We start from the raw sequence: 21,671 nt of genomic DNA on the forward strand, positions 1-21,671 counted from the left end.
TTAGCTTTTGCTAATGACCGAAGTGAACGAACGGTTCAACAAAGAGTGAGATTCAAAGACCAAGCAAGACCCCTTGGGGTTGTATGGTTAAGTGACTAAGCGTACACGGTGGATGCCTTGGCAGTCAGAGGCGATGAAGGACGTAGTAACTTGCGATAAGCGTAGATTAGGTAGTAACAACCGTTGAGTCTACGATTTCCGAATGGGGAAACCCACTTGCATAAGCAAGTATCATTAACTGAATACATAGGTTAATGAGGCGAACCTGGGGAACTGAAACATCTAAGTACCCAGAGGAAAAGAAATCAACCGAGATCCCCCTAGTAGCGGCGAGCGAACGGGGTTAGCCCTTAAGCATTTTAGAAGTTAGTGGAACAAGCTGGAAAGCTTGGCGATACAGGGTGATAGCCCCGTACACGAAAACGACTTTAGTGTGAAATCGAGTAGGACGGGACACGTGATATCCTGTCTGAACATGGGGGACCATCCTCCAAGGCTAAATACTCCTGACTGACCGATAGTGAACCAGTACCGTGAGGGAAAGGCGAAAAGAACCCCTGTGAGGGGAGTGAAATAGAACCTGAAACCGTGTACGTACAAGCAGTAGGAGCCCACTTGTTGGGTGACTGCGTACCTTTTGTATAATGGGTCAGCGACTTACATTCTGTAGCGAGGTTAACCGAATAGGGGAGCCGTAGCGAAAGCGAGTCTTAACTGGGCGTCGTAGTTGCAGGGTGTAGACCCGAAACCCGGTGATCTAGCCATGGGCAGGTTGAAGGTGCCGTAACAGGTACTGGAGGACCGAACTCACTAATGTTGCAAAATTAGGAGATGACCTGTGGTTAGGGGTGAAAGGCCAATCAAACCGGGAGATAGCTGGTTCTCCTCGAAAGCTATTTAGGTAGCGCCTCGTGTCTTACCATTGGGGGTAGAGCACTGTTTGGACTAGGGGGTCATCCCGACTTACCAACTCCATGCAAACTCCGAATACCAATGAGTACAATCACGGGAGACACACGGCGGGTGCTAACGTCCGTCGTGGAGAGGGAAACAACCCAGATCGCCAGCTAAGGTCCCAAAGTACTAGCTAAGTGGGAAACGATGTGGAAAGGCTTAGACAGCCAGGATGTTGGCTTAGAAGCAGCCATCATTTAAAGAAAGCGTAATAGCTCACTGGTCGAGTCGGTCTGCGCGGAAGATGTAACGGGGCTAAGCTAGTCACCGAAGCTGCGAATGCTTATTTATAAGCATGGTAGAGGAGCGTTCTGTAAGCCGTTGAAGGTGGATTGAGAAGTCTGCTGGAGGTATCAGAAGTGCGAATGCTGACATGAGTAACGTTAAAGGGAGTGAAAAACTCCCTCGCCGGAAGACCAAGGGTTCCTGTCCAACGTTAATCGGGGCAGGGTGAGTCGACCCCTAAGGCGAGGCCGAAAGGCGTAGTCGATGGGAAACGGGTTAATATTCCCGTACCGCTAATTACTGCGATGGAGAGACGGAGAAGGCTAGGCTAGCGCGGCGATGGTTGTCCGCGTTTAAGGTAGTAGGCTGTTCACTTAGGCAAATCCGGGTGAACATTAGGCTGAGAGCCGATGACGAGGTGCTACGGCACTGAAGTAGTTGATGCCATGCTTCCAGGAAAATCTTCTAAGCTTCAGGTAATTAGAGATCGTACCCCAAACCAACACTGGTGGTCAGGTAGAGAATACCAAGGCGCTTGAGAGAACTCGGGTGAAGGAACTAGGCAAAATGGTACCGTAACTTCGGGAGAAGGTACGCCGCTGACGGTGATGGGACTTGCTCCCTAAGCTATTGGCGGTCGCAGATACCAGGTGGCTGCAACTGTTTATCAAAAACACAGCACTGTGCAAACTCGTAAGAGGACGTATACGGTGTGACGCCTGCCCGGTGCCGGAAGGTTAATTGATGGGGTTAGACTTCGGTCGAAGCTCTTGATCGAAGCCCCGGTAAACGGCGGCCGTAACTATAACGGTCCTAAGGTAGCGAAATTCCTTGTCGGGTAAGTTCCGACCTGCACGAATGGCGTAATGATGGCCACGCTGTCTCCACCCGAGACTCAGTGAAATTGAAATCGCAGTGAAGATGCTGTGTACCCGCGGCTAGACGGAAAGACCCCGTGAACCTTTACTACAGCTTGGCACTGAACATTGAACCTACATGTGTAGGATAGGTGGGAGACTATGAAACTTTGACGCTAGTTGAAGTGGAGTCAATCTTGAAATACCACCCTTGTACGTTTGATGTTCTAACGTAGGCCCTTATCGGGGTTGCGGACAGTGCCTGGTGGGTAGTTTGACTGGGGCGGTCTCCTCCCAAAGAGTAACGGAGGAGCACGAAGGTTGGCTAATCACGGTTGGACATCGTGAGGTTAGTGCAAAGGCAGAAGCCAGCTTAACTGCGAGACAGACACGTCGAGCAGGTACGAAAGTAGGTCTTAGTGATCCGGTGGTTCTGAATGGAAGGGCCATCGCTCAACGGATAAAAGGTACTCCGGGGATAACAGGCTGATACCGCCCAAGAGTTCATATCGACGGCGGTGTTTGGCACCTCGATGTCGGCTCATCACATCCTGGGGCTGAAGTCGGTCCCAAGGGTATGGCTGTTCGCCATTTAAAGTGGTACGCGAGCTGGGTTCAGAACGTCGTGAGACAGTTCGGTCCCTATCTGCCGTGGGCGTTTGAGAATTGAGAGGGGCTGCTCCTAGTACGAGAGGACCGGAGTGGACGAACCTCTGGTGTTCCGGTTGTATCGCCAGATGCATTGCCGGGTAGCTAAGTTCGGAATCGATAACCGCTGAAAGCATCTAAGCGGGAAGCGAGCCTCGAGATGAGTTCTCACTGGAACTATAAGTTCCCTAAAGGGCCGTCGAAGACTACGACGTTGATAGGCAGGGTGTGTAAGCGTTGTGAGGCGTTGAGCTAACCTGTACTAATGACCCGTGAGGCTTAACCATACAACACCCAAGTGGTTTTGCGGATATCGCAGAGCTTGTGAGATTGTAGAGAAAGTCAGCTTACCAAATTTACGTTTTTTGTCTGATGACAATAGCGCTGTGGCCCCACCTGATCCCATGCCGAACTCAGTAGTGAAACGCAGTTGCGCCGATGGTAGTGTGGGAGTTCCCATGTGAGAGTAGGTCATCGTCAGACACCTTTTTAGATAATGGCTGAATGCAATTATCTGCACAGAATAGTGCGGAGTGGTAGTTCAGTTGGTTAGAATACCGGCCTGTCACGCCGGGGGTCGCGGGTTCGAGTCCCGTCCACTCCGCCATTATTTCGAATAAGCCCTGTCCTTTGGACAGGGCTTTTTTCGTTTCTGGCGTTTGGGAAAATGGCAGTTGCGATATATGCGTCGTTGCGGGAGTGAAGGATGAGCGAGCCGATAGTGGTGAAGCGTCAGTTCAGTTAGTTGACTCCTCATTTACAACTCAGCGGCCTGTCACGCCGGGGTCGCGGGTTCGAGTCCCGTCCACTCCGCCATTATTTCGAATAAGCCCTGTCCTTTGGACAGGGCTTTTTTCGTTTCTGGCGTTTGGGAAAATGGCAGTTGCGATATATGCGTCGTTGCGAGAGTGAAGGATGAACGAGTCGATAGTGGTGAAGCGTCAGTTCAGTTAGTTGACTCCTTATTTACAACTCAGCGGCCTGTCACGCCGGGGGGCGCGGGTTCGAGTCCCGTCCACTGGGCCATTATTTCGAATAAGCCCTGTCCTTTGGACAGGGCTTTTTTCGTTTCTGGCGTTTGGGAAAATGGCGGTTGCGATATATGCGTCGTTGCGGGAGTGAAGGATGAACGAGTCGATAGTGGTGAAACACCAGTTCTGTTGGTTTGATTCTGGTATCTGAAAAGCTTAATACGCAGGACAAATCGACGGCATTGTAGGCTTCCGCAAATTGAGTGCTCACTAAAGCAGGCTATGGTGAATCTAGCCAGGTTCTCGAAGGGTATCTTTCTACCAATATCAGCTGTTATCCCTTACTATTCTGCACTGCAAATCCCTTTGATGAAGTGGTGTTATGTCGCTGTCTGTTTCTACCTCCCAAGACCTGTCTCAATGGCATACTTTTGGCCTTCCTGCGCAAGCTAATCATGCTGTCACTGTTACCTCTATTGAGGAACTGAAACAGGCATTGCAGCTCGAGCAGTACCGCTCACTGCCTAAGTTGATTTTGGGTGGTGGCAGTAATGTCTTATTTACCGAATCTTTTACAGGGCTACTTATCCGGAACCGGATCATGGGTAAGCGCGTTGAATCACATGATGATAACTTCGAACTGCATATTGGTGCGGGCGAGGAGTGGGATCCTTTGGTTCGTTGGTGTCTAGACCAAGGGATTGCTGGATTAGAAAACTTGGGGTTGATTCCCGGAACCATGGGCGCGGCGCCTATTCAAAATATCGGCGCCTACGGCGTTGAACTTGCTGATTATTGCAGCTACGTCGATTACTTGGATCTAGAATTAATGACTTTGATACGAGTTGATGCAGCCAGTTGTAATTTCGGCTATCGCGATTCGATCTTTAAGCGAGAATTACTCGGAAATGCCGTGATCTGCGCGGTAGGCTTGACTATCCCCAAGCAGTGGCAACCACAGCTACGCTACGGCCCATTACAGCAGCTACAACAGCCTACTCCGCAGCAGATCTATGACGAGGTGGTTGCGGTACGACAAAGTAAACTGCCTGACCCTGATCAATTAGGTAATGCCGGTAGCTTCTTTAAAAATCCACTGATCAGCAAACAACAGTATCAGTTGTTGCAACAGCAATTTGGCGATATTCCAGGTTATGGTGACGATAACGCAGTTAAGGTCCCCGCAGGTTGGCTTATCGATAAATGCGGCTTGAAAGGGCACCAGATTGGGGGGGCTGCTGTTCATCAGTTGCAGGCGCTGGTATTAGTTAATATCGGTAATGCTGTTGCTGAGGATGTTTTAGCGCTTGCTCGCCTTGTTATCGATTCGGTTGAGCAACGTTATGGCATTGAGCTTGAGCCCGAGGTTAGGATATTAGATAGCCACGGCAATAAGGGCTTTAAGCGATGATAAGTGAGACCAGACAACGCTTAATCCAACTGTTAGCAGATGGTGAATTTCGCTCTGGTGAATGGTTAGCGGAGCATTTAGGGTTAAGCCGTGCTGCCATCCATAACAATATTGAGGCGCTGGCCGAGCTTGGTTTAGAGATCTACCGAGTTAAAGGCAAGGGCTATCGATTGGAACGGCCATTAAGCTTGCTGGATGGAGCGGTTGTGAATCAACAACGACAAGCACCTTTGCACCTCTTTTGGCAAATTGACTCGACCAACGCTTACCTGATGAAGCGTAAGCATCTATGTACTAATGGCGAAGCGTGTTTGGCCGAGATGCAAACCGCGGGGCGTGGGCGTCGGGGGAGAGAGTGGGTGTCACCTTTGGCTTGCCATATTTACTTGTCCTATTTCCATCGACTGGAACAAGGAATGGCGGCGGCAGCCGGATTGAGTTTGGCTGTTGGGGTGATGTTAGTAGAGGCATTGGAACAAGCTGGTTTTGACGGAGTCGGATTGAAGTGGCCAAACGATCTCTACCTTGATAACAAAAAATTGGCCGGGATTTTGGTTGAGTTAAACGGTCAGTTTGGCGAACCAGCTGAGGTTGTGGTTGGTTGTGGGGTTAATGTCAGCATGCCAAGTGGTGTTGCTACTGCGATTGATCAGCCATGGCAAGAGTTGCAATTCCTACAAGAAGGCTTGATCGATCGTAGTCGTTTGGCATCGACGATACTGCGACATTTAGATGCTGGGCTTACCGAGTTTGAACACAGTGGATTGGCGCCGTTTGTGGTGCGATGGCAGCAGCGGGATCAATTTGCAGGTAGAGCCGTGAAGTTGTTAGTCGGCGAGAATACGATACGAGGTACAGCAGCAGGTATCGATCTGCAGGGTAATTTGCTGCTCAATATTGATGGCGAGATCAAAGCCTTCGCAGCAGGCGAAATATCAATGCGGGCTGATTAACCCCGCAGTCGGATCTGTTGGATTAAGTGGTCTTTGCCCTTGGTTAGGATCAATCGAGCCCGCTCTCTTGTTGGTTCGATGTTGTTGCGTAGGTTGGTGCCGTTAATCTGTTCCCAGATCTTGTCGGCAGTCTTCTCCGCTTCAGTTTCAGTCAGTTTAGCGTAGTGATTGAAGTAGCTGCGCGGGTCCTGAAATGAGCCCTTCCTAAAGCTTTGGAAGCGATTTACATACCACTGTTTTAACAGAGATTCTTCAGCGTCAACGTAGATGGAAAAGTCGACGTAATCGGAGACAAATGGACGCTCTGAGAATTGCGGATAATCGATGGCACTCTGCAATACATTGAGCCCTTCGAGAATCAGAATATCTGGTTGCCGAATCGGTTGAGTTTCTTTGATGCGGTCGTATTCTAAGTGCGAGTAGATCGGTGCTTCAGCATCTTCCCCACAACGGACGTTACGAACAAAATCCAGCAGCATGCGGATATCGTAACTTTCTGGAAAGCCCTTTCTACTCAGCAGATTTTTCTGTTTGAGTTCTGCCAATGGCATCAGAAAACCGTCGGTGGTGACTAATTCGACCTTGGGGTGTTCGGGCCAACGTTGTAATAAGGCCTGCAGAATACGTGCCGAGGTACTTTTGCCAACGGCAACCGAGCCAGCAACACTAATTATGTATGGACTATGGCTTGGCTTACGGCCGAGAAATTGTTCAAGTACATCACCGCGACGTTGTTTTGCGTTTACATACAAGTTAAGTAAACGGGATAACGGCAGGTAGATCGTCTCAACTTCTTCTAATGAGATATTCTCATTAATACCACGCAGTTGCTGCAACTCTGCTTCGCTCAATGGTAACGGCACAGCGGCGCGTAATGTAGCCCATTGGTCGCGACTAAAGGCTTGGTAGGCGTAGTCTTTAGTGGATTGATTCACGTTGATTTTCTCCTGCTAATGCGATCGCGACTATACAATTGGAACCGCTAAAGGTACAGCAACTTAACCGGTGGCAAGAGGCATCGTATATTTTGCCTGCACTTTAGCAAATGATCGTTTAAAAGCTGCGCAAACGGGCAATATCTGCGTTTTTTTTTAAATTAACTATTGCGCTAACCCAAGGCATTTTCTATCATGCGCTCCGCATCGACGAGATGCATCGCCGTTATAGCTCAGTAGGTAGAGCAACTGACTTGTAATCAGTAGGTCCCGAGTTCGACTCTTGGTGACGGCACCAAATTTGGAGGGGTTCCCGAGTGGCCAAAGGGACCAGATTGTAAATCTGATGGCACTGCCTTCGGTGGTTCGAATCCACCTCCCTCCACCATATTACTTCCTAGGTGATATTCATCATCAGGAATCGCGGGCATCGTATAATGGCTATTACCCTAGCCTTCCAAGCTAGAGATGCGGGTTCGATTCCCGCTGCCCGCTCCAAATTGATGTGCTGATATAGCTCAGTTGGTAGAGCGCACCCTTGGTAAGGGTGAGGTCCCCAGTTCGACTCTGGGTATTAGCACCATTCTTTCGCAAAAAAATACGTTTCCTCTTGATTTAGCTAAGTGCTAACCAAGAGGTTTTGTCGTGTCTGCGCAATAAGTGAAACCCTAGTTTTAATTTCGCTGGTTTAACACCACTGTTTTTCGGTGGATGTTAATGATTAACCAAGCGTATGGCGGAAGTCGGTATTATACTTTCTTCCAAATAAACCAAGACCAAAGTGGCAAGTCCGCTTAGTTTGACCGAGGCACAACATGTCTAAAGAAAAGTTTGAACGTACGAAACCGCACGTTAACGTTGGTACTATTGGCCACGTTGACCACGGTAAAACCACTCTGACCGCTGCAATCACCAACGTGCTGGCAAAGCACATGGGTGGCGAAGCTAAAGCTTTTGATCAGATCGATAACGCTCCAGAAGAGCGCGAGCGTGGTATCACCATCGCAGCTTCTCACGTTGAGTACGACACTGAGATCCGTCACTACGCACACGTAGATTGCCCAGGACACGCTGATTACGTTAAAAACATGATCACCGGTGCTGCTCAAATGGACGGCGCTATCCTGGTTTGTGCAGCAACTGATGGCCCAATGCCACAGACTCGTGAGCACATCCTGCTGTCTCGTCAGGTAGGCGTACCTTACATCATCGTGTTCCTGAACAAGTGTGACATGGTAGATGACGAAGAGCTGCTTGAGCTGGTAGAAATGGAAGTTCGTGAACTTCTGTCTGAGTACGATTTCCCAGGTGATGACACTCCAGTAATTCAGGGTTCTGCTCTGAAAGCCCTAGAAGGCGAAGCTGAGTGGGAAGCTAAGATCATCGAACTAGCTGAAGCCCTGGATACTTACATTCCAGAGCCAGAGCGTGCAGTAGATGGTGCATTCTTGCTGCCAATCGAAGACGTATTCTCTATCCAAGGCCGTGGTACTGTAGTAACTGGTCGTGTAGAGCGCGGTATCGTACGTGTAGGCGACGATGTAGAAATCGTAGGCGTTAAAGAAACCACTAAGACTACCTGTACTGGTGTTGAAATGTTCCGCAAGCTGCTTGACGAAGGTCGCGCTGGTGAGAACTGTGGTGTTCTTCTGCGTGGTACTAAGCGTGAAGACGTAGAACGTGGTCAGGTACTGGCACACCCAGGCACCATTAACCCACACACTCGTTTCACTTCAGAAGTATACGTACTGTCTAAAGAAGAGGGTGGTCGTCACACTCCTTTCTTCAAGGGCTACCGTCCACAGTTCTACTTCCGTACTACTGACATCACCGGTACCATCGAACTGCCAGAAGGCGTTGAAATGGTAATGCCTGGTGACAACATCCAAATGGATGTTACTTTGATCGCACCAATCGCGATGGAAGAAGGCCTACGTTTCGCTATCCGTGAAGGTGGCCGTACTGTAGGTGCTGGTGTTGTTGCTACCATCGTTGAGTAATCAACAGTAGTAATTATCCCCCAAGGGCGCCGAAAGGCGCCCTTTTTGTTGTGGAAGTGACCATCTAGCTTGTAAGCAGATGGTCTAATGCAATAGAATCTAGGGCTACTTTTTTGCCGGTTGGCGGTCCATTGTTGGTCTACGCCAATTTTTTGCTGCCGGCGTGGGCACAATGTGGAACACTCCACAAGCACAGACTCGATACGGGATTGCAGTAATGAGTACCAATACAGAAGACCAAGGCAACTCCATGGACATCGTTAAATGGGGTTTGGTTGTCGTTTTAGTTGCGGCAGCCGTGATTGGCAACCAATATTTTGATACGTACTCGGTACTGTATCGTGCGATCGCCGTTGTTGTAGCGATGGCTGTTGCATTGTTCGTTGCTGCGCAAACCGTCAAAGGTAAGGCAGCATGGGCTTTCACTCAGGAAGCTCGTTTAGAAGTGCGTAAAGTGGTGTGGCCATCTCGTCAAGAGACCACCCAAACTACGCTGATTGTTTTCGCTGTTACCGCTCTAGTTGCTTTCTGTGTATGGCTGCTAGATATGGGTTTGGTGAAAATCGTAAACCTGATTACAGGGGTATAACTGCATGTCCGAACAACCTAAAATGCGCTGGTACGTCGTGCAGGCTTTCTCTGGCTTTGAAGGGCGCGTATCGCAGTCCTTAAAAGAGCATATCAAGATGCACGAGATGGAAGAGTTCTTCGGTGAAGTTCTGGTTCCGACTGAAGAAGTGGTTGAGATGCGTGCTGGCCAGCGTCGCAAGAGCGAACGCAAATTCTTCCCAGGTTACGTACTGGTACAGATGGTTATGAACGACCAATCTTGGCACTTAGTGCGTAATATCCCACGCGTATTGGGCTTTATCGGTGGTACTTCCGACCGTCCTGCACCAATTTCACAGCGTGAAGCCGACTCTATCTTGAATCGTCTGCAAGAGGCCGCTGAATCGCCACGTCACCGCACCCTGTTCGAACCAGGTGAAGTGGTTCGTGTTAACGATGGTCCATTCGCTGACTTCAACGGTACCGTTGAAGAGGTGGATTACGAGAAGTCTCGTGTGAAGGTTTCGGTAATGATCTTTGGCCGTTCTACTCCGGTAGAGCTGGATTTTGGTCAGGTTGAAAAGAGCTGATCAAAAGATCGTCAAAAACGATTGAGATGGTGCGGCGGATTTGTATATAATTCGCCGCTCCTTTTTTCACGGGGAGTCTAAATCCGTCGGTTTAGACGTTTGAACCCATACAGAGGTAATAACTCATGGCTAAGAAAGTCACTGCTTACATCAAGCTGCAGGTTGCAGCTGGTGCAGCTAACCCGTCACCACCAGTTGGTCCTGCTCTAGGTCAGCACGGTGTTAACATCATGGAATTCTGTAAGGCGTTTAACGCTCGTACAGACAAGGTTGAGAAAGGTCTGCCAATTCCAGTAGTGATCACTGTTTACGCAGATCGCTCCTTTACCTTCGTAACCAAGACTCCACCTGCTGCTATCTTGCTGAAGAAAGCTGCTGGCGTTAAGTCTGGTTCCGGTCGTCCAAACACCGAGAAGGTAGGTACAGTAACTGACGCTCAGCTGCAAGAAATTGCTGAGACTAAAGCTGCTGATATGACTGGTGCTGACATTGAAGCTATGAAGCGTTCAATTGCTGGTACTGCCCGTTCCATGGGTCTGGTAGTTGAGGGTTAATAACGATGGCTAAAATCTCTAAGCGCATGCGCGTTATCCGCGAGAAAGTAGAAGCTACTCGCGAGTACGAAATGAACGAAGCGGTTGCATTGCTGAAGGAACTGGCTACTGCCAAGTTCGTTGAGTCTGTAGACGTAGCTGTAAACTTGGGCGTTGACCCACGTAAATCTGACCAAAACGTACGCGGTGCAACTGTACTGCCACACGGTACTGGTCGTGACGTTCGCGTTGCAGTATTTACTCAAGGCGCTAACGCTGAAGCAGCTAAAGAAGCTGGTGCAGATCTGATCGGCATGGACGATCTGGCTGCTCAGATTAAAGCTGGCGAAATGAACTTCGACGTAGTTGTTGCATCTCCAGATGCAATGCGCGTAGTTGGTCAGTTGGGTCAAATCTTGGGCCCTCGCGGTCTGATGCCTAACCCTAAGACCGGCACTGTAACTCCTAACGTTGCTGAAGCGGTTAAGAACGCTAAAGCTGGTCAGGTTCGTTACCGTAACGACAAGAACGGCATCATCCACACTACCATCGGTAAAGTGGACTTTGACGCTGATAAGTTGAAAGAGAACTTAGAGTCTCTGCTGGTAGCTCTGAAGAAGGCTAAGCCTGCTTCTGCTAAAGGCACTTTCATCAAGAAAGTTTCCATCTCCACCACTATGGGTGCAGGTGTTTCAGTTGACCAGGGTTCCCTGGAAACTGTTGCTTAAATCTTGATTTACAGGGCGGGGGATTATCTGTATAATTCCGCGCCCTATAGGCCGAAGCTTGATCTAATCGAGCTCTCGTCCAAGACCATAGGTGGAACGCAAGTTTCTTAATATTCGCCTGTGTAGACGGTGATGGACCTAAGAAGAATTTTTATTCTTCTGGAACCTCCCACCGTAAAGTCCCCCAGTAATGGGGTTATTAGTTTCTAGGTGTCAAAACCTAGGTGGAATCCAGGAGTAAAGCCCAATGGCATTAAACCTCGAAGGCAAAAAAGCAATTGTTGCTGAAGTCAACGAAGCTGCCAAAGGTGCTCTGTCCGCAGTTGTTGCCGATTCACGTGGCGTAACTGTAGGCGCAATGACCGAATTGCGTAAGCAAGCTCGCGAAGCCGGTGTATCTATGCGCGTAGTGCGTAACACCTTGGCAAAGCGTGCTGTAGAAGGAACCTCTTACGAGTGTCTGTCTACTGCTTTCACCGGTCCAACCCTGATCGCATTCTCTAACGAGCACCCAGGTGCTGCAGCACGTCTTTTCAAAGACTTTGCTAAACAAGAGAACGCGTTTGAGGTTAAAGCACTGGCATACGAAGGGGAGCTGATCCCTGCCGAGCAAATTGACCGTCTGGCTAAGCTGCCAACTTACGACGAAGCGATTGCACAGTTGATGATGACTATGAAAGAAGCATCTGCTGGCAAGCTGGTTCGTACTCTGGCTGCTCTGCGCGACCAAAAAGAAGAGCAAGCTGCCTAATTCGGCTAGCTGCTTAAACTTTTTTTCAGAAATAATTGTAGGATTTAAAAATGTCTATCACTAAAGACCAAATCATCGAAGCTGTAGCTGAAATGTCCGTAATGGACGTTGTTGAACTGATCGAAGCTATGGAAGAAAAATTCGGCGTATCTGCTGCTGCTGCAGTAGTATCTGGCGGTGGCGATGCAGCTGCTGTTGAAGAGAAAACCGAATTTGACGTAGTTCTGACTGACTTCGGTGGCAACAAAGTTGCTGCTATTAAAGCAGTTCGTGGCGCTACCGGCCTTGGCCTGAAAGAAGCCAAAGCTATGGTTGAGTCTGTACCAGTAGCTGTTAAAGAAGCTATTGCAAAAGACGAAGCTGAAGGTTTGCAGAAGCAACTGGAAGAAGCTGGCTGTAAAGTTGAGCTTAAGTAAGCTATCCTATAGCTTATGCGCCTGATGTAAAAATCAGGTTGGGCTGGTGGTTAAATAACCACCGGCCTTTTTGCGCTATATGCGCTAGTGATCTTTCTATTGATCACGAACCATCTAGGAACGCGGGCCTGGCAGAGATTATTGGTTAGGTTCTTGCGCCAATTTAGGGCGAAATATCTGTAAATTCAGATATTTTTGGTCTCCAATCACGAACAGAGGAACCCCATGGTTTACTCCGATTTCGAGAAAAAACGCATCCGCAAGGATTTTGGTAAGCGTCCAAAAGTACTAGACGTACCTTACCTGCTGTCAATCCAGCTGGACTCGTTCCAAAACTTCCTAGAGCAAGACCCAGAAGGTGAGCGTGGTCTGGAAGCTGCATTCCGCAGTGTTTTCCCGATCAAGTCCTTCTCTGGTTATGCTTCACTGGATTACGTTAGCTACAAGCTAGGCGAACCAGTATTTGACGTAAAAGAGTGTCAGATCCGTGGCATTACTTATTCTGCTCCTCTGCGCGTTAAGCTGCGCATGGTGACACTGGACAAAGAGAACGGTGGCGCTGTAAAGGATATTAAAGAGCAGGAAGTCTACATGGGCGATATGCCGCTCATGACCGAAAACGGTACTTTCGTAATTAACGGTACTGAGCGCGTAATCGTATCTCAGTTGCACCGTTCTCCAGGTGTGTTCTTCGACCACGACCGTGGTAAGACTCACTCATCTGGTAAAGTTTTATATAACGCTCGCGTTATCCCTTACCGTGGTTCTTGGCTGGACTTCGAGTTCGATCCGAAAGACAACTTGTTTGTTCGTATCGACCGTCGTCGTAAATTGCCAGCGTCTATCATTCTGCGTGCTCTGGATTACTCTACTCAAGAGATCCTAGACATGTTCTTCGACAAGGTGACCTTCACCTTGAAGAAAGACAAGCTGGTGATGGATCTGATCCCAGAGCGTCTGCGTGGCGAAACTGCGGTATTTGATATCAAAGACAACGATGGCAAGGTTTTAGTTGAAACCGGACGTCGTATTACTGCTCGTCATATCCGTCAACTTGAAAAAGGTGGCGTGACTGAACTGGAAGTACCTGTTGAGTACTTGCAGGGCAAAGTAAGTGGTCAAGACTACGTTGACGAAGCAACTGGCGAGCTGATCGTTGCGGCTAACCAAGAGTTAACTCTGGAAGACGTAGCTAAGCTGTCTCAAGCTGATATCAAAGCGTTTGATACTCTGTACTTCAACGAGTTGGACAATGGCCCGTACATGTCCACTACCATCGGCGTTGATTCAACCAACGATCGTATGGAAGCGTTGGTAGAGATCTACCGCATGATGCGCCCAGGCGAGCCGCCAACCCGCGATGCTGCCGAAGCGCTGTTCCAAAATCTGTTCTTCAGTGAAGATCGTTACGATCTGTCTACTGTTGGTCGCATGAAGTTCAACCGTCGTCTGGGCCGTGATGAGTCCACCGGTGTTGGCATTCTGACCAAAGAAGACATCGTTGACGTGATGAAGAAGATCATCGAGATCCGCAATGGCGGTGATGAAGTCGATGATATCGATCACTTGGGCAACCGTCGTATCCGTTCTGTTGGCGAAATGGCCGAAAACCAGTTCCGTGTAGGTCTGGTACGTGTTGAGCGTGCAGTACGTGAGCGTCTGTCTTTGGGCGATCTGGATTCCCTGATGCCTCAGGATCTGATCAACGCCAAGCCTATCTCTGCAGCAGTTAAAGAGTTCTTCGGTTCTTCTCAGCTGTCGCAGTTTATGGATCAGAACAACCCGTTGTCAGAAGTGACCCACAAGCGTCGTATTTCGGCCTTGGGTCCTGGCGGCTTGACCCGTGAGCGTGCTGGTTTCGAAGTTCGAGATGTACACGTAACTCACTACGGTCGTCTGTGTCCAATTGAGACCCCTGAAGGTCCAAACATTGGTTTGATCAACTCTTTGGCAACCTTTGCTCGTACTAACGAGTACGGTTTCCTAGAGACCCCTTACCGTCGTGTTATCGATGGCAAAGTGACTGAAGAAGTAGAATACCTTTCTGCTATCGAAGAAGGTCACTATGTGGTGGCTCAGGCTAACGCTATCATCGACAGCAACAGCATGTTGTCTGATGAGTTGGTTGCAGCACGTCACAAGGGTGAATCTTCATTCGTTACTCCTGATCAAGTTCAGTTCATGGACATCTCTCCACAGCAGATCATCTCTGTGGCAGCGTCTTTGATTCCGTTCTTGGAACACGATGATGCTAACCGAGCCTTGATGGGTGCGAACATGCAGCGTCAGGCCGTTCCTACTTTGAAGGCTGATAAGCCATTGGTAGGTACCGGTATTGAACGTGCAGTAGCTGTTGACTCCGGTGTAACCGTTGTTGCTAAGCGTGGTGGTGTAATTGATTACGTCGATGCTTCTCGCATCGTGGTTAAGGTACACGAAGATGAGTTGGTTGCAGGCGAAGCCGGCATCGACATCTACAACTTGACCAAGTACACCCGTTCTAACCAAAACACCTGCATTAACCAGCGTCCAGTTTGTAACGTTGGTGAAATTGCAACTCGCGGTGACGTATTGGCCGATGGCCCGTCTACCGACTTGGGTGATTTGGCTTTGGGTCAGAACTTGCGCGTAGCATTCATGACTTGGAACGGTTTCAACTTTGAGGATTCCATCTTGCTGTCCGAGCGAGTGGTTCAGGAAGATCGCCTGACGACCATTCACATTCAGGAACTTTCCTGTATTGCTCGTGATACCAAGCTTGGCTCTGAAGAGATCACTGCTGATATCCCTAACGTAGGTGAGTCTGCTCTGTCTAAATTGGACGAGTCTGGCATCGTTTACGTTGGCGCTGAAATGAAACCTGGCGACATTCTGGTAGGTAAGGTAACTCCGAAAGGCGAAACCCAGCTGACTCCAGAAGAGAAGCTATTGCGTGCCATCTTCGGTGAGAAGGCGTCCGATGTTAAGGATTCCTCTCTGCGTGTACCTAACTCTGTTTACGGTACCGTTATCGACGTTCAAGTCTTTACTCGCGATGGCGTAGAAAAAGACAAACGTGCGGTTGATATCGAGAACATGCAGCTGCGTGAAGCGAAGAAGGATCTGACTGAAGAGTTCAGCATCCTTGAGAACGGCGTTTACGCTCGTGCTCGCAACCTGCTGCTGTCTACCGGTATGAGCGAAGCTCAGCTGGACGGTATGGATCGCGCTAAGTGGTTAGAACTGCCACTAGACGACGAAGCTAAGCAAACCGAACTTGAGCAGTTGGCTGGCCAGCACGATGAGCTGAAAGCTGACTTCGATAAGAAGTTTGAAACCAAGCGTCGCAAGATCACCCAAGGCGATGATCTGAACCCAGGTGTTCAGAAGATTGTTAAGGTTTACCTTGCGGTTAAACGTCGCATCCAGCCAGGCGATAAGATGGCCGGTCGTCACGGTAACAAAGGTGTAATTTCCACCATCGTTCCTGTTGAAGACATGCCACACGATGAGTTCGGCCAGCCGGTCGACATCGTACTTAACCCGCTGGGTGTACCGTCGCGTATGAACATCGGTCAGATCCTTGAAGTTCACTTGGGTATGGCCGCTAAGGGAATTGGTGACAAGATCAACGCCATGCTGGAACAACAGCGTGAAGTTGAAGAGATGCGCCAGTTTATCCAGAAAGCATACGACATCGGTGAGTCGCAGCAGAAAGTAGACCTGTCTACCTTCTCTGACGCCGAAGTGCTGCGTCTGGCTAAAAACCTGAAGGGCGGTATGCCAATGGCTACCCCTGCGTTCGACGGTGCTGCTGAGTCTGAAATCAAAGAGCTGTTGACCCTAGGTGACCTGCCGGATTCCGGTCAGTTCACTTTGTACGATGGCCGTACTGGTAACACCTTCGAACGTCCGGTAACCGTTGGTTACATGTACATGCTGAAGTTGAACCACTTGGTTGATGACAAGATGCACGCGCGTTCTACCGGTTCTTACAGCTTGGTTACTCAGCAGCCGCTGGGTGGTAAAGCACAGTTCGGTGGTCAGCGTTTCGGTGAGATGGAAGTGTGGGCCCTACAGGCCTACGGTGCAGCCTACACCCTGCAAGAGATGTTAACCGTGAAGTCCGATGACGTGAACGGCCGTACTCAGATGTATAAGAGCATCGTGGACGGAAACTACTCAATGCAGCCAGGCTTGCCAGAATCCTTCAACGTAGTGTTGAAAGAGATCCGCTCACTGGGTATCAACATCGAGTTGGACCAGGAATAAGCGTCGCTGTCACCAATAGGTGGCATGGCTAAGGGCGCAGTTCCGTTTGCGGAACTGCGCATCTAAAACCCAATTTGGGAGACGAATGTGAAAGACTTACTTCAGTTTCTAAAGAAACAGAATACGTCCGAAGAATTCAACGGCATCAAGATTGGTCTGGCTGCGCCGGACATGATCCGTTCTTGGTCGTTCGGTGAAGTTAAAAAGCCGGAAACCATTAACTACCGTACGTTCAAGCCAGAACGCGACGGCTTGTTCTGTGCCCGTATCTTTGGTCCAGTTAAGGACTATGAGTGTCTGTGTGGCAAGTACAAGCGCCTGAAGCACCGTGGTGTTATTTGTGAAAAGTGTGGCGTTGAAGTAACCCAAACTAAAGTACGTCGTGAGCGTATGGGTCACATCGAGCTGGCTTCTCCAGTAGCACACATCTGGTTCCTCAAGTCGCTGCCATCGCGCATCGGTTTGTTGCTGGATATGACTTTACGCGACATCGAGCGCGTACTGTACTTCGAGTCCTACGTGGTTATCGAACCAGGCATGACTGCGCTTGAGCGCGGCCAAATGCTGACCGAAGAAGAGTACTTAGACGCCTTGGAAGAGCACGGTGACGAGTTTGACGCTCGCATGGGTGCTGAAGCTGTTCAAGAGCTGTTGAAAGACATCGATCTGGAAGCAGAAATTGGCGTTATGCGTGAGGAGTTGCCACAAACCAACTCTGAAACTAAGCGTAAGAAGCTGACCAAGCGTTTGAAGCTGATGGAAGCTTTCTACCACTCTGGCAACAAGCCTGAGTGGATGATCATGGGCGTTCTGCCGGTTCTGCCGCCAGATCTGCGTCCGTTGGTACCATTGGATGGTGGTCGTTTTGCGACTTCTGATCTGAACGATCTGTACCGCCGTGTGATCAACCGTAACAACCGTCTGAAGCGTCTGCTTGATCTAGCTGCACCAGACATCATCGTACGCAATGAAAAACGTATGCTGCAGGAATCTGTAGATGCGTTGTTGGATAACGGCCGTCGCGGTCGCGCCATCACTGGCTCCAACCGTCGTCCGCTGAAATCTCTGGCTGACATGATTAAAGGTAAGCAGGGTCGTTTCCGTCAGAACTTGCTGGGTAAACGCGTAGATTACTCTGGTCGTTCGGTAATTACTGTAGGTCCTACCCTGCGTTTGCATCAGTGTGGTCTTCCTAAGAAGATGGCTCTGGAGCTGTTCAAGCCATTCATCTACGGCAAGCTGGAAGCACGTGGTTTAGCGACCACCATTAAAGCTGCTAAGAAGATGGTTGAGCGCGAGCAGGCTGAGGTTTGGGATGTACTGGACGAAGTGATTCGTGAACACCCAGTACTGTTGAACCGTGCACCTACTCTTCACCGTTTGGGTATCCAGGCATTTGAACCGGTACTGATTGAAGGTAAAGCGATTCAGCTGCACCCATTGGTTTGTGCTGCGTACAACGCTGACTTCGATGGTGACCAGATGGCGGTACACGTACCGTTGACTCTGGAAGCTCAGCTTGAAGCGCGTGCCCTGATGATGTCCACCAACAACATCTTGTCCCCGGCGTCTGGTGATCCTGTAATCACCCCGTCTCAGGATGTGGTATTGGGTCTGTACTACATGACCCGTGAAAAGGTGAACGCCAAAGGCGAAGGCATGGCTTTCGCTAACGTTGAAGAAGCAGAAAAAGCGTACCGTACTGGTCAAGCTGAACTGCACGCTCGCGTTAAGGTTCGTATCAACGACAGCTTTACCGACGAAGACGGTAACGTTATCGAAGAAACCAAGATCATCGATACCACTGTTGGTCGCTCTATCCTGTCTCAGATCCTTCCAAAGGGCTTGCACTTTGAACTGATCAACCAAGACATGGGTAAGAAGCCTATCTCTAACGTACTGAACACTTGCTACCGTAAGTGTGGTCTGAAAGATACTGTTATCTTCGCTGACCAATTGATGTACACCGGTTTCGCATACGCCACTGTGTCTGGTACCTCTGTTGGTATTAACGACATGGTTGTACCGGACGAGAAGAAGACCATCATTGCTGACGCGGAAGCGGAAGTAGCAGAGATCACCGAACAGTTCCAAGCCGGTCTTGTGACCGCGGGCGAACGTTACAACAAAGTGATCGATATCTGGGCCTCTGCCAACGAACAAGTTGCTAAGGCTATGATGGAAAACTTGTCTACCGACACCGTGGTTAACCGCGATGGCGTAAATGAGGAACAGAAGTCGTTCAACAGCATCTTCATGATGGCCGATTCAGGCGCTCGTGGTAGTGCCGCTCAGATTCGTCAGTTGGCGGGTATGCGTGGTCTGATGGCTAAGCCGGATGGCTCCATCATCGAGACGCCAATTAAGGCGAACTTTAAAGAAGGTCTGAACGTACAGCAGTACTTCATCTCGACTCACGGTGCTCGTAAAGGTTTGGCCGATACCGCACTGAAGACCGCTAACTCCGGTTACTTGACTCGTCGTCTGGTAGACGTATCTCAGGATCTGGTTATCGTTGAAGATGACTGTGGTTCAGAGGAAGGTTTGATTGTTAAGCCGCTGATTGAAGGTGGTGATGTAGTTGAGCCGTTACGCGAACGCGTATTGGGCCGTGTTGTTGGCAAAGACATCATTAAGCCTGGTACCGAAGACGAAGTTCTGATTCCACGCAACACTTTGCTGGATGAGAAACTGTGTGACGTTATCGACAAAGCTTCTGTTGATGAAATCGTGGTTCGTTCGGTAATTACTTGTAACACCGATTTCGGTGTTTGTAAGAACTGTTACGGCCGTGACTTGGCTCGAGGTCACATGGTGGCTGAAGGTGAAGCGGTTGGTGTTGTTGCGGCACAGTCTATTGGTGAGCCGGGTACCCAGCTTACGATGCGTACGTTCCACATTGGTGGTGCGGCATCTCGTGCGTCTGCAGAAACCAATGTTCAGGTTAAGAACAGCGGCTCCATCAAGCTACATAACGAGAAGTTCGTTATCAACGCTGATGGCAAGATCGTTGTAACCTCCCGTTCTACCGAACTGGCCGTTATCGATGACCTGGGTCGTGAGAAAGAGCGTTACAAGCTCCCTTACGGTGCAGTACTTGAGATCAAAGAAGGCGATGCAGTTAACGCTGGCGATATCGTTGCTAACTGGGATCCGCACACTCACCCAATCATCACCGAAGTAGAAGGTATGGTTAAGTTTGTTGACATGATCGACGGCGTAACCATGACCAAACAGACCGATGAACTGACTGGTCTGTCTAGCATCTTGGTACTGGATCCGGCACAACGTCCGGCTGCAGGTAAAGAGATGCGTCCAATGGTGAAATTGGTTGATGCATCCGGTAAAGATATCCTGATTCCAGGCACTGAAGTTGCGGCACAGTACTTCCTGTCTGGCAACGCGATTGTAAACCTGGAAGATGGTGCTTCAGTGAACGTGGGTGATGCGGTTGCGCGTATCCCGCAGGAATCTGGCGGTACTAAGGATATTACTGGTGGTCTGCCACGAGTTGCTGACTTGTTCGAAGCGCGTAAGCCGAAAGAACCTGCAATTCTGGCCGAAATCACCGGTACCATCTCGTTCGGTAAAGAAACTAAAGGCAAGCGTCGTCTGGTAATCACTCCACACGATGGTGCTGCACAGTACGAAGAGATGATTCCTAAGTGGCGTAACCTGAACGTGTTCGAAGGTGAAAAAGTTGAACGCGGTGAAGTAATTGCTGATGGCCCAGAGGCTCCACATGACATTCTACGTCTACGTGGCATCCACGCTGTTGCAAACTACATCGTTAACGAAGTGCAGGACGTATACCGTCTGCAGGGCGTTAAGATCAACGACAAGCACATCGAAGTTGTTATTCGTCAGATGTTGCGTAAGTGCATCATCGTTGACGGTGGCGATACCGATCTGCTGCCAGGCGAACAGGCTGAAGTTGCTCGCGTTAGCCAAGCTAACCGTGAGTTAGCTGAAGGCCAACGTCCGGCAACCTTCGAGCGTGAACTGTTGGGTATTACCAAGGCTTCCTTGGCGACCGAATCGTTTATCTCGGCGGCATCGTTCCAGGAAACAACTCGCGTACTGACTGACGCTGCCACTTACGGTAAGCGTGATGATTTGCGTGGCTTGAAAGAGAACGTTACCGTGGGTCGTCTGATCCCAGCAGGTACCGGTTTCGCTTACCACCGCAACAAGGCTAAAGCAGCAAACGTTGAAGCAGCACCAGCTGTATCTGCGTCTGAAGCTGAGCAGAACTTGGCTGATTTGTTGAATGCTTCCCTAACCGGCGGCAATCAGTAAAATCCTAGTTCAGCGTTGATATAGAAGGGCATCCGCATGGATGCCCTTTTTGTTTTGGGTCACGATCATTGGCGATCTTTGCGATCTTCTTTGGCTAATTCTTGACACGTACCCCCAAGGTGCTTAAAATTTCGCGTCCCCATTCTGTGGGGCATCGATTTTTCGCAACTAATACTGGATTGCTGAGTTTGCCTCAGTCAATCAGGAGATATGAATGGCTACTGTTAATCAGCTGGTTCGTAAGCCTCGCAAGGACAAGGTTCAAAAGACCAACGTTCCTGCACTGGCTGCGTGCCCACAAAAGCGTGGCGTATGTACTCGTGTATACACCACTACCCCTAAAAAACCGAACTCTGCACTGCGTAAAGTATGTCGTGTTCGCCTGACCAACGGTTTTGAAGTTACTTCTTACATCGGTGGTGAAGGTCACAACCTGCAAGAGCACTCTGTAGTACTTATCCGTGGCGGTCGTGTAAAAGATTTGCCAGGTGTTCGTTACCACACTGTTCGTGGCGCTCTGGACACCGCTGGTGTTTCTGACCGTCGCCAAGGTCGCTCTAAGTACGGTGCTAAGCGTCCTAAGTCTTAATGGTCCTCCGT

Annotated in this window: 13 protein-coding genes, 5 tRNA genes and 2 rRNA genes; 19 read left to right on the forward strand and 1 reads right to left on the reverse strand. The window is 49.5% G+C overall.

Going from position 1 to position 21,671, the window contains the following annotated elements; all coding sequences use genetic code 11:
• The first annotated feature begins 85 nt into the window (after positions 1 to 85).
• The 5 genes from HER31_RS16880 (at position 86) to birA (ending at position 6,019) form a co-directional block, all read left to right on the forward strand.
• Positions 86 to 2,971: ribosomal RNA gene (locus HER31_RS16880) — 23S ribosomal RNA — on the forward strand.
• Positions 2,972 to 3,052: 81 nt separating this feature from the next.
• A 5S ribosomal RNA gene (gene rrf / locus HER31_RS16885) occupies positions 3,053 to 3,167 on the forward strand.
• Between the two features lie 47 nt (positions 3,168 to 3,214).
• Positions 3,215 to 3,291: transfer RNA gene (locus HER31_RS16890), tRNA-Asp, on the forward strand.
• 746 nt (positions 3,292 to 4,037) lie between these two features.
• Entirely contained in the window at positions 4,038 to 5,066 is a 1,029-nt protein-coding gene (gene murB, locus HER31_RS16895; RefSeq protein WP_202983570.1) for a UDP-N-acetylmuramate dehydrogenase, read from the forward strand.
• Positions 5,063 to 6,019, forward strand: coding sequence for a bifunctional biotin--[acetyl-CoA-carboxylase] ligase/biotin operon repressor BirA (gene birA, locus HER31_RS16900; protein ID WP_168662389.1), 957 nt, complete (start codon positions 5,063 to 5,065; stop codon positions 6,017 to 6,019). Before murB ends, birA begins: the two co-directional genes overlap by 4 nt.
• Here birA and coaA read toward each other — a convergent pair.
• Positions 6,016 to 6,960 (reverse strand): type I pantothenate kinase, encoded by a 945-nt coding sequence (coaA, locus tag HER31_RS16905; RefSeq protein WP_168663434.1) that lies wholly within the window; start codon positions 6,958 to 6,960, stop codon positions 6,016 to 6,018. The genes birA and coaA overlap by 4 nt on opposite strands.
• Positions 6,961 to 7,176: 216 nt before the next feature.
• On the opposite strand from coaA, the gene HER31_RS16910 reads away from it, so the two are divergent.
• From HER31_RS16910 to rpsL, 14 genes are all read left to right on the forward strand, one after another.
• Positions 7,177 to 7,252, forward strand: a tRNA-Thr gene (locus HER31_RS16910).
• Between the two features lie 5 nt (positions 7,253 to 7,257).
• A tRNA-Tyr gene (locus HER31_RS16915) sits at positions 7,258 to 7,342 on the forward strand.
• 35 nt (positions 7,343 to 7,377) lie between these two features.
• Positions 7,378 to 7,452 (forward strand) — tRNA-Gly (locus HER31_RS16920).
• A gap of 9 nt (positions 7,453 to 7,461) precedes the next feature.
• Positions 7,462 to 7,537: transfer RNA gene (locus HER31_RS16925), tRNA-Thr, on the forward strand.
• A gap of 232 nt (positions 7,538 to 7,769) precedes the next feature.
• Positions 7,770 to 8,954 carry an elongation factor Tu gene (gene tuf, locus HER31_RS16930; RefSeq protein ID WP_168662391.1) on the forward strand — a complete coding sequence of 395 codons (1,185 nt, stop codon included), beginning with the start codon at positions 7,770 to 7,772 and terminating at the stop codon, positions 8,952 to 8,954.
• Positions 8,955 to 9,171: 217 nt separating this feature from the next.
• Positions 9,172 to 9,543, forward strand: coding sequence for a preprotein translocase subunit SecE (secE, locus tag HER31_RS16935; protein ID WP_168662393.1), 372 nt, complete (start codon positions 9,172 to 9,174; stop codon positions 9,541 to 9,543).
• Positions 9,544 to 9,547: 4 nt separating this feature from the next.
• Positions 9,548 to 10,093 carry a transcription termination/antitermination protein NusG gene (gene nusG / locus HER31_RS16940; protein WP_168662395.1) on the forward strand — a complete coding sequence of 182 codons (546 nt, stop codon included), beginning with the start codon at positions 9,548 to 9,550 and terminating at the stop codon, positions 10,091 to 10,093.
• A 125-nt stretch (positions 10,094 to 10,218) separates the two neighbouring features.
• A complete protein-coding gene (gene rplK / locus HER31_RS16945; protein ID WP_168662397.1) occupies positions 10,219 to 10,647 on the forward strand; it encodes a 50S ribosomal protein L11 in 429 nt (142 codons plus the stop codon).
• Positions 10,648 to 10,652: 5 nt separating this feature from the next.
• Positions 10,653 to 11,354: a 50S ribosomal protein L1 gene (rplA, locus tag HER31_RS16950; RefSeq protein ID WP_168662399.1), complete on the forward strand. Its 702-nt coding sequence runs from the start codon at positions 10,653 to 10,655 to the stop codon at positions 11,352 to 11,354.
• 247 nt (positions 11,355 to 11,601) lie between these two features.
• The gene (rplJ, locus tag HER31_RS16955; RefSeq protein ID WP_168662401.1) at positions 11,602 to 12,105 is read left to right on the forward strand and encodes a 50S ribosomal protein L10; all 504 of its coding nucleotides are present in this window, start codon (positions 11,602 to 11,604) and stop codon (positions 12,103 to 12,105) included.
• Between the two features lie 50 nt (positions 12,106 to 12,155).
• Complete coding sequence (rplL, locus tag HER31_RS16960) at positions 12,156 to 12,521, forward strand: 50S ribosomal protein L7/L12 (RefSeq protein ID WP_168662403.1); 366 nt, start codon at positions 12,156 to 12,158, stop codon at positions 12,519 to 12,521.
• 225 nt (positions 12,522 to 12,746) lie between these two features.
• Positions 12,747 to 16,772, forward strand: a complete 4,026-nt coding sequence (gene rpoB, locus HER31_RS16965; protein ID WP_168662405.1) for a DNA-directed RNA polymerase subunit beta — start codon at positions 12,747 to 12,749, stop codon at positions 16,770 to 16,772.
• An 87-nt stretch (positions 16,773 to 16,859) separates the two neighbouring features.
• The gene (rpoC, locus tag HER31_RS16970; RefSeq protein WP_168662407.1) at positions 16,860 to 21,071 is read left to right on the forward strand and encodes a DNA-directed RNA polymerase subunit beta'; all 4,212 of its coding nucleotides are present in this window, start codon (positions 16,860 to 16,862) and stop codon (positions 21,069 to 21,071) included.
• Between the two features lie 214 nt (positions 21,072 to 21,285).
• Positions 21,286 to 21,660: a 30S ribosomal protein S12 gene (rpsL, locus tag HER31_RS16975; RefSeq protein ID WP_067666107.1), complete on the forward strand. Its 375-nt coding sequence runs from the start codon at positions 21,286 to 21,288 to the stop codon at positions 21,658 to 21,660.
• Positions 21,661 to 21,671: the final 11 nt, after the last annotated feature.

The sequence above is a fragment of the Ferrimonas lipolytica genome, assembly GCF_012295575.1.
In the GTDB taxonomy this organism is placed as follows: domain Bacteria; phylum Pseudomonadota; class Gammaproteobacteria; order Enterobacterales; family Shewanellaceae; genus Ferrimonas; species Ferrimonas lipolytica.

Coding starts and splice junctions, on each gene's coding strand:
- murB (WP_202983570.1), top strand. CDS start 4,038: ATGTCGCTGTCTGTTTCTACCTCCCAAGACCTGTCTCAATGGCATACT.
- birA (WP_168662389.1), top strand. CDS start 5,063: ATGATAAGTGAGACCAGACAACGCTTAATCCAACTGTTAGCAGATGGT.
- tuf (WP_168662391.1), top strand. CDS start 7,770: ATGTCTAAAGAAAAGTTTGAACGTACGAAACCGCACGTTAACGTTGGT.
- secE (WP_168662393.1), top strand. CDS start 9,172: ATGAGTACCAATACAGAAGACCAAGGCAACTCCATGGACATCGTTAAA.
- nusG (WP_168662395.1), top strand. CDS start 9,548: ATGTCCGAACAACCTAAAATGCGCTGGTACGTCGTGCAGGCTTTCTCT.
- rplK (WP_168662397.1), top strand. CDS start 10,219: ATGGCTAAGAAAGTCACTGCTTACATCAAGCTGCAGGTTGCAGCTGGT.
- rplA (WP_168662399.1), top strand. CDS start 10,653: ATGGCTAAAATCTCTAAGCGCATGCGCGTTATCCGCGAGAAAGTAGAA.
- rplJ (WP_168662401.1), top strand. CDS start 11,602: ATGGCATTAAACCTCGAAGGCAAAAAAGCAATTGTTGCTGAAGTCAAC.
- rplL (WP_168662403.1), top strand. CDS start 12,156: ATGTCTATCACTAAAGACCAAATCATCGAAGCTGTAGCTGAAATGTCC.
- rpoB (WP_168662405.1), top strand. CDS start 12,747: ATGGTTTACTCCGATTTCGAGAAAAAACGCATCCGCAAGGATTTTGGT.
- rpsL (WP_067666107.1), top strand. CDS start 21,286: ATGGCTACTGTTAATCAGCTGGTTCGTAAGCCTCGCAAGGACAAGGTT.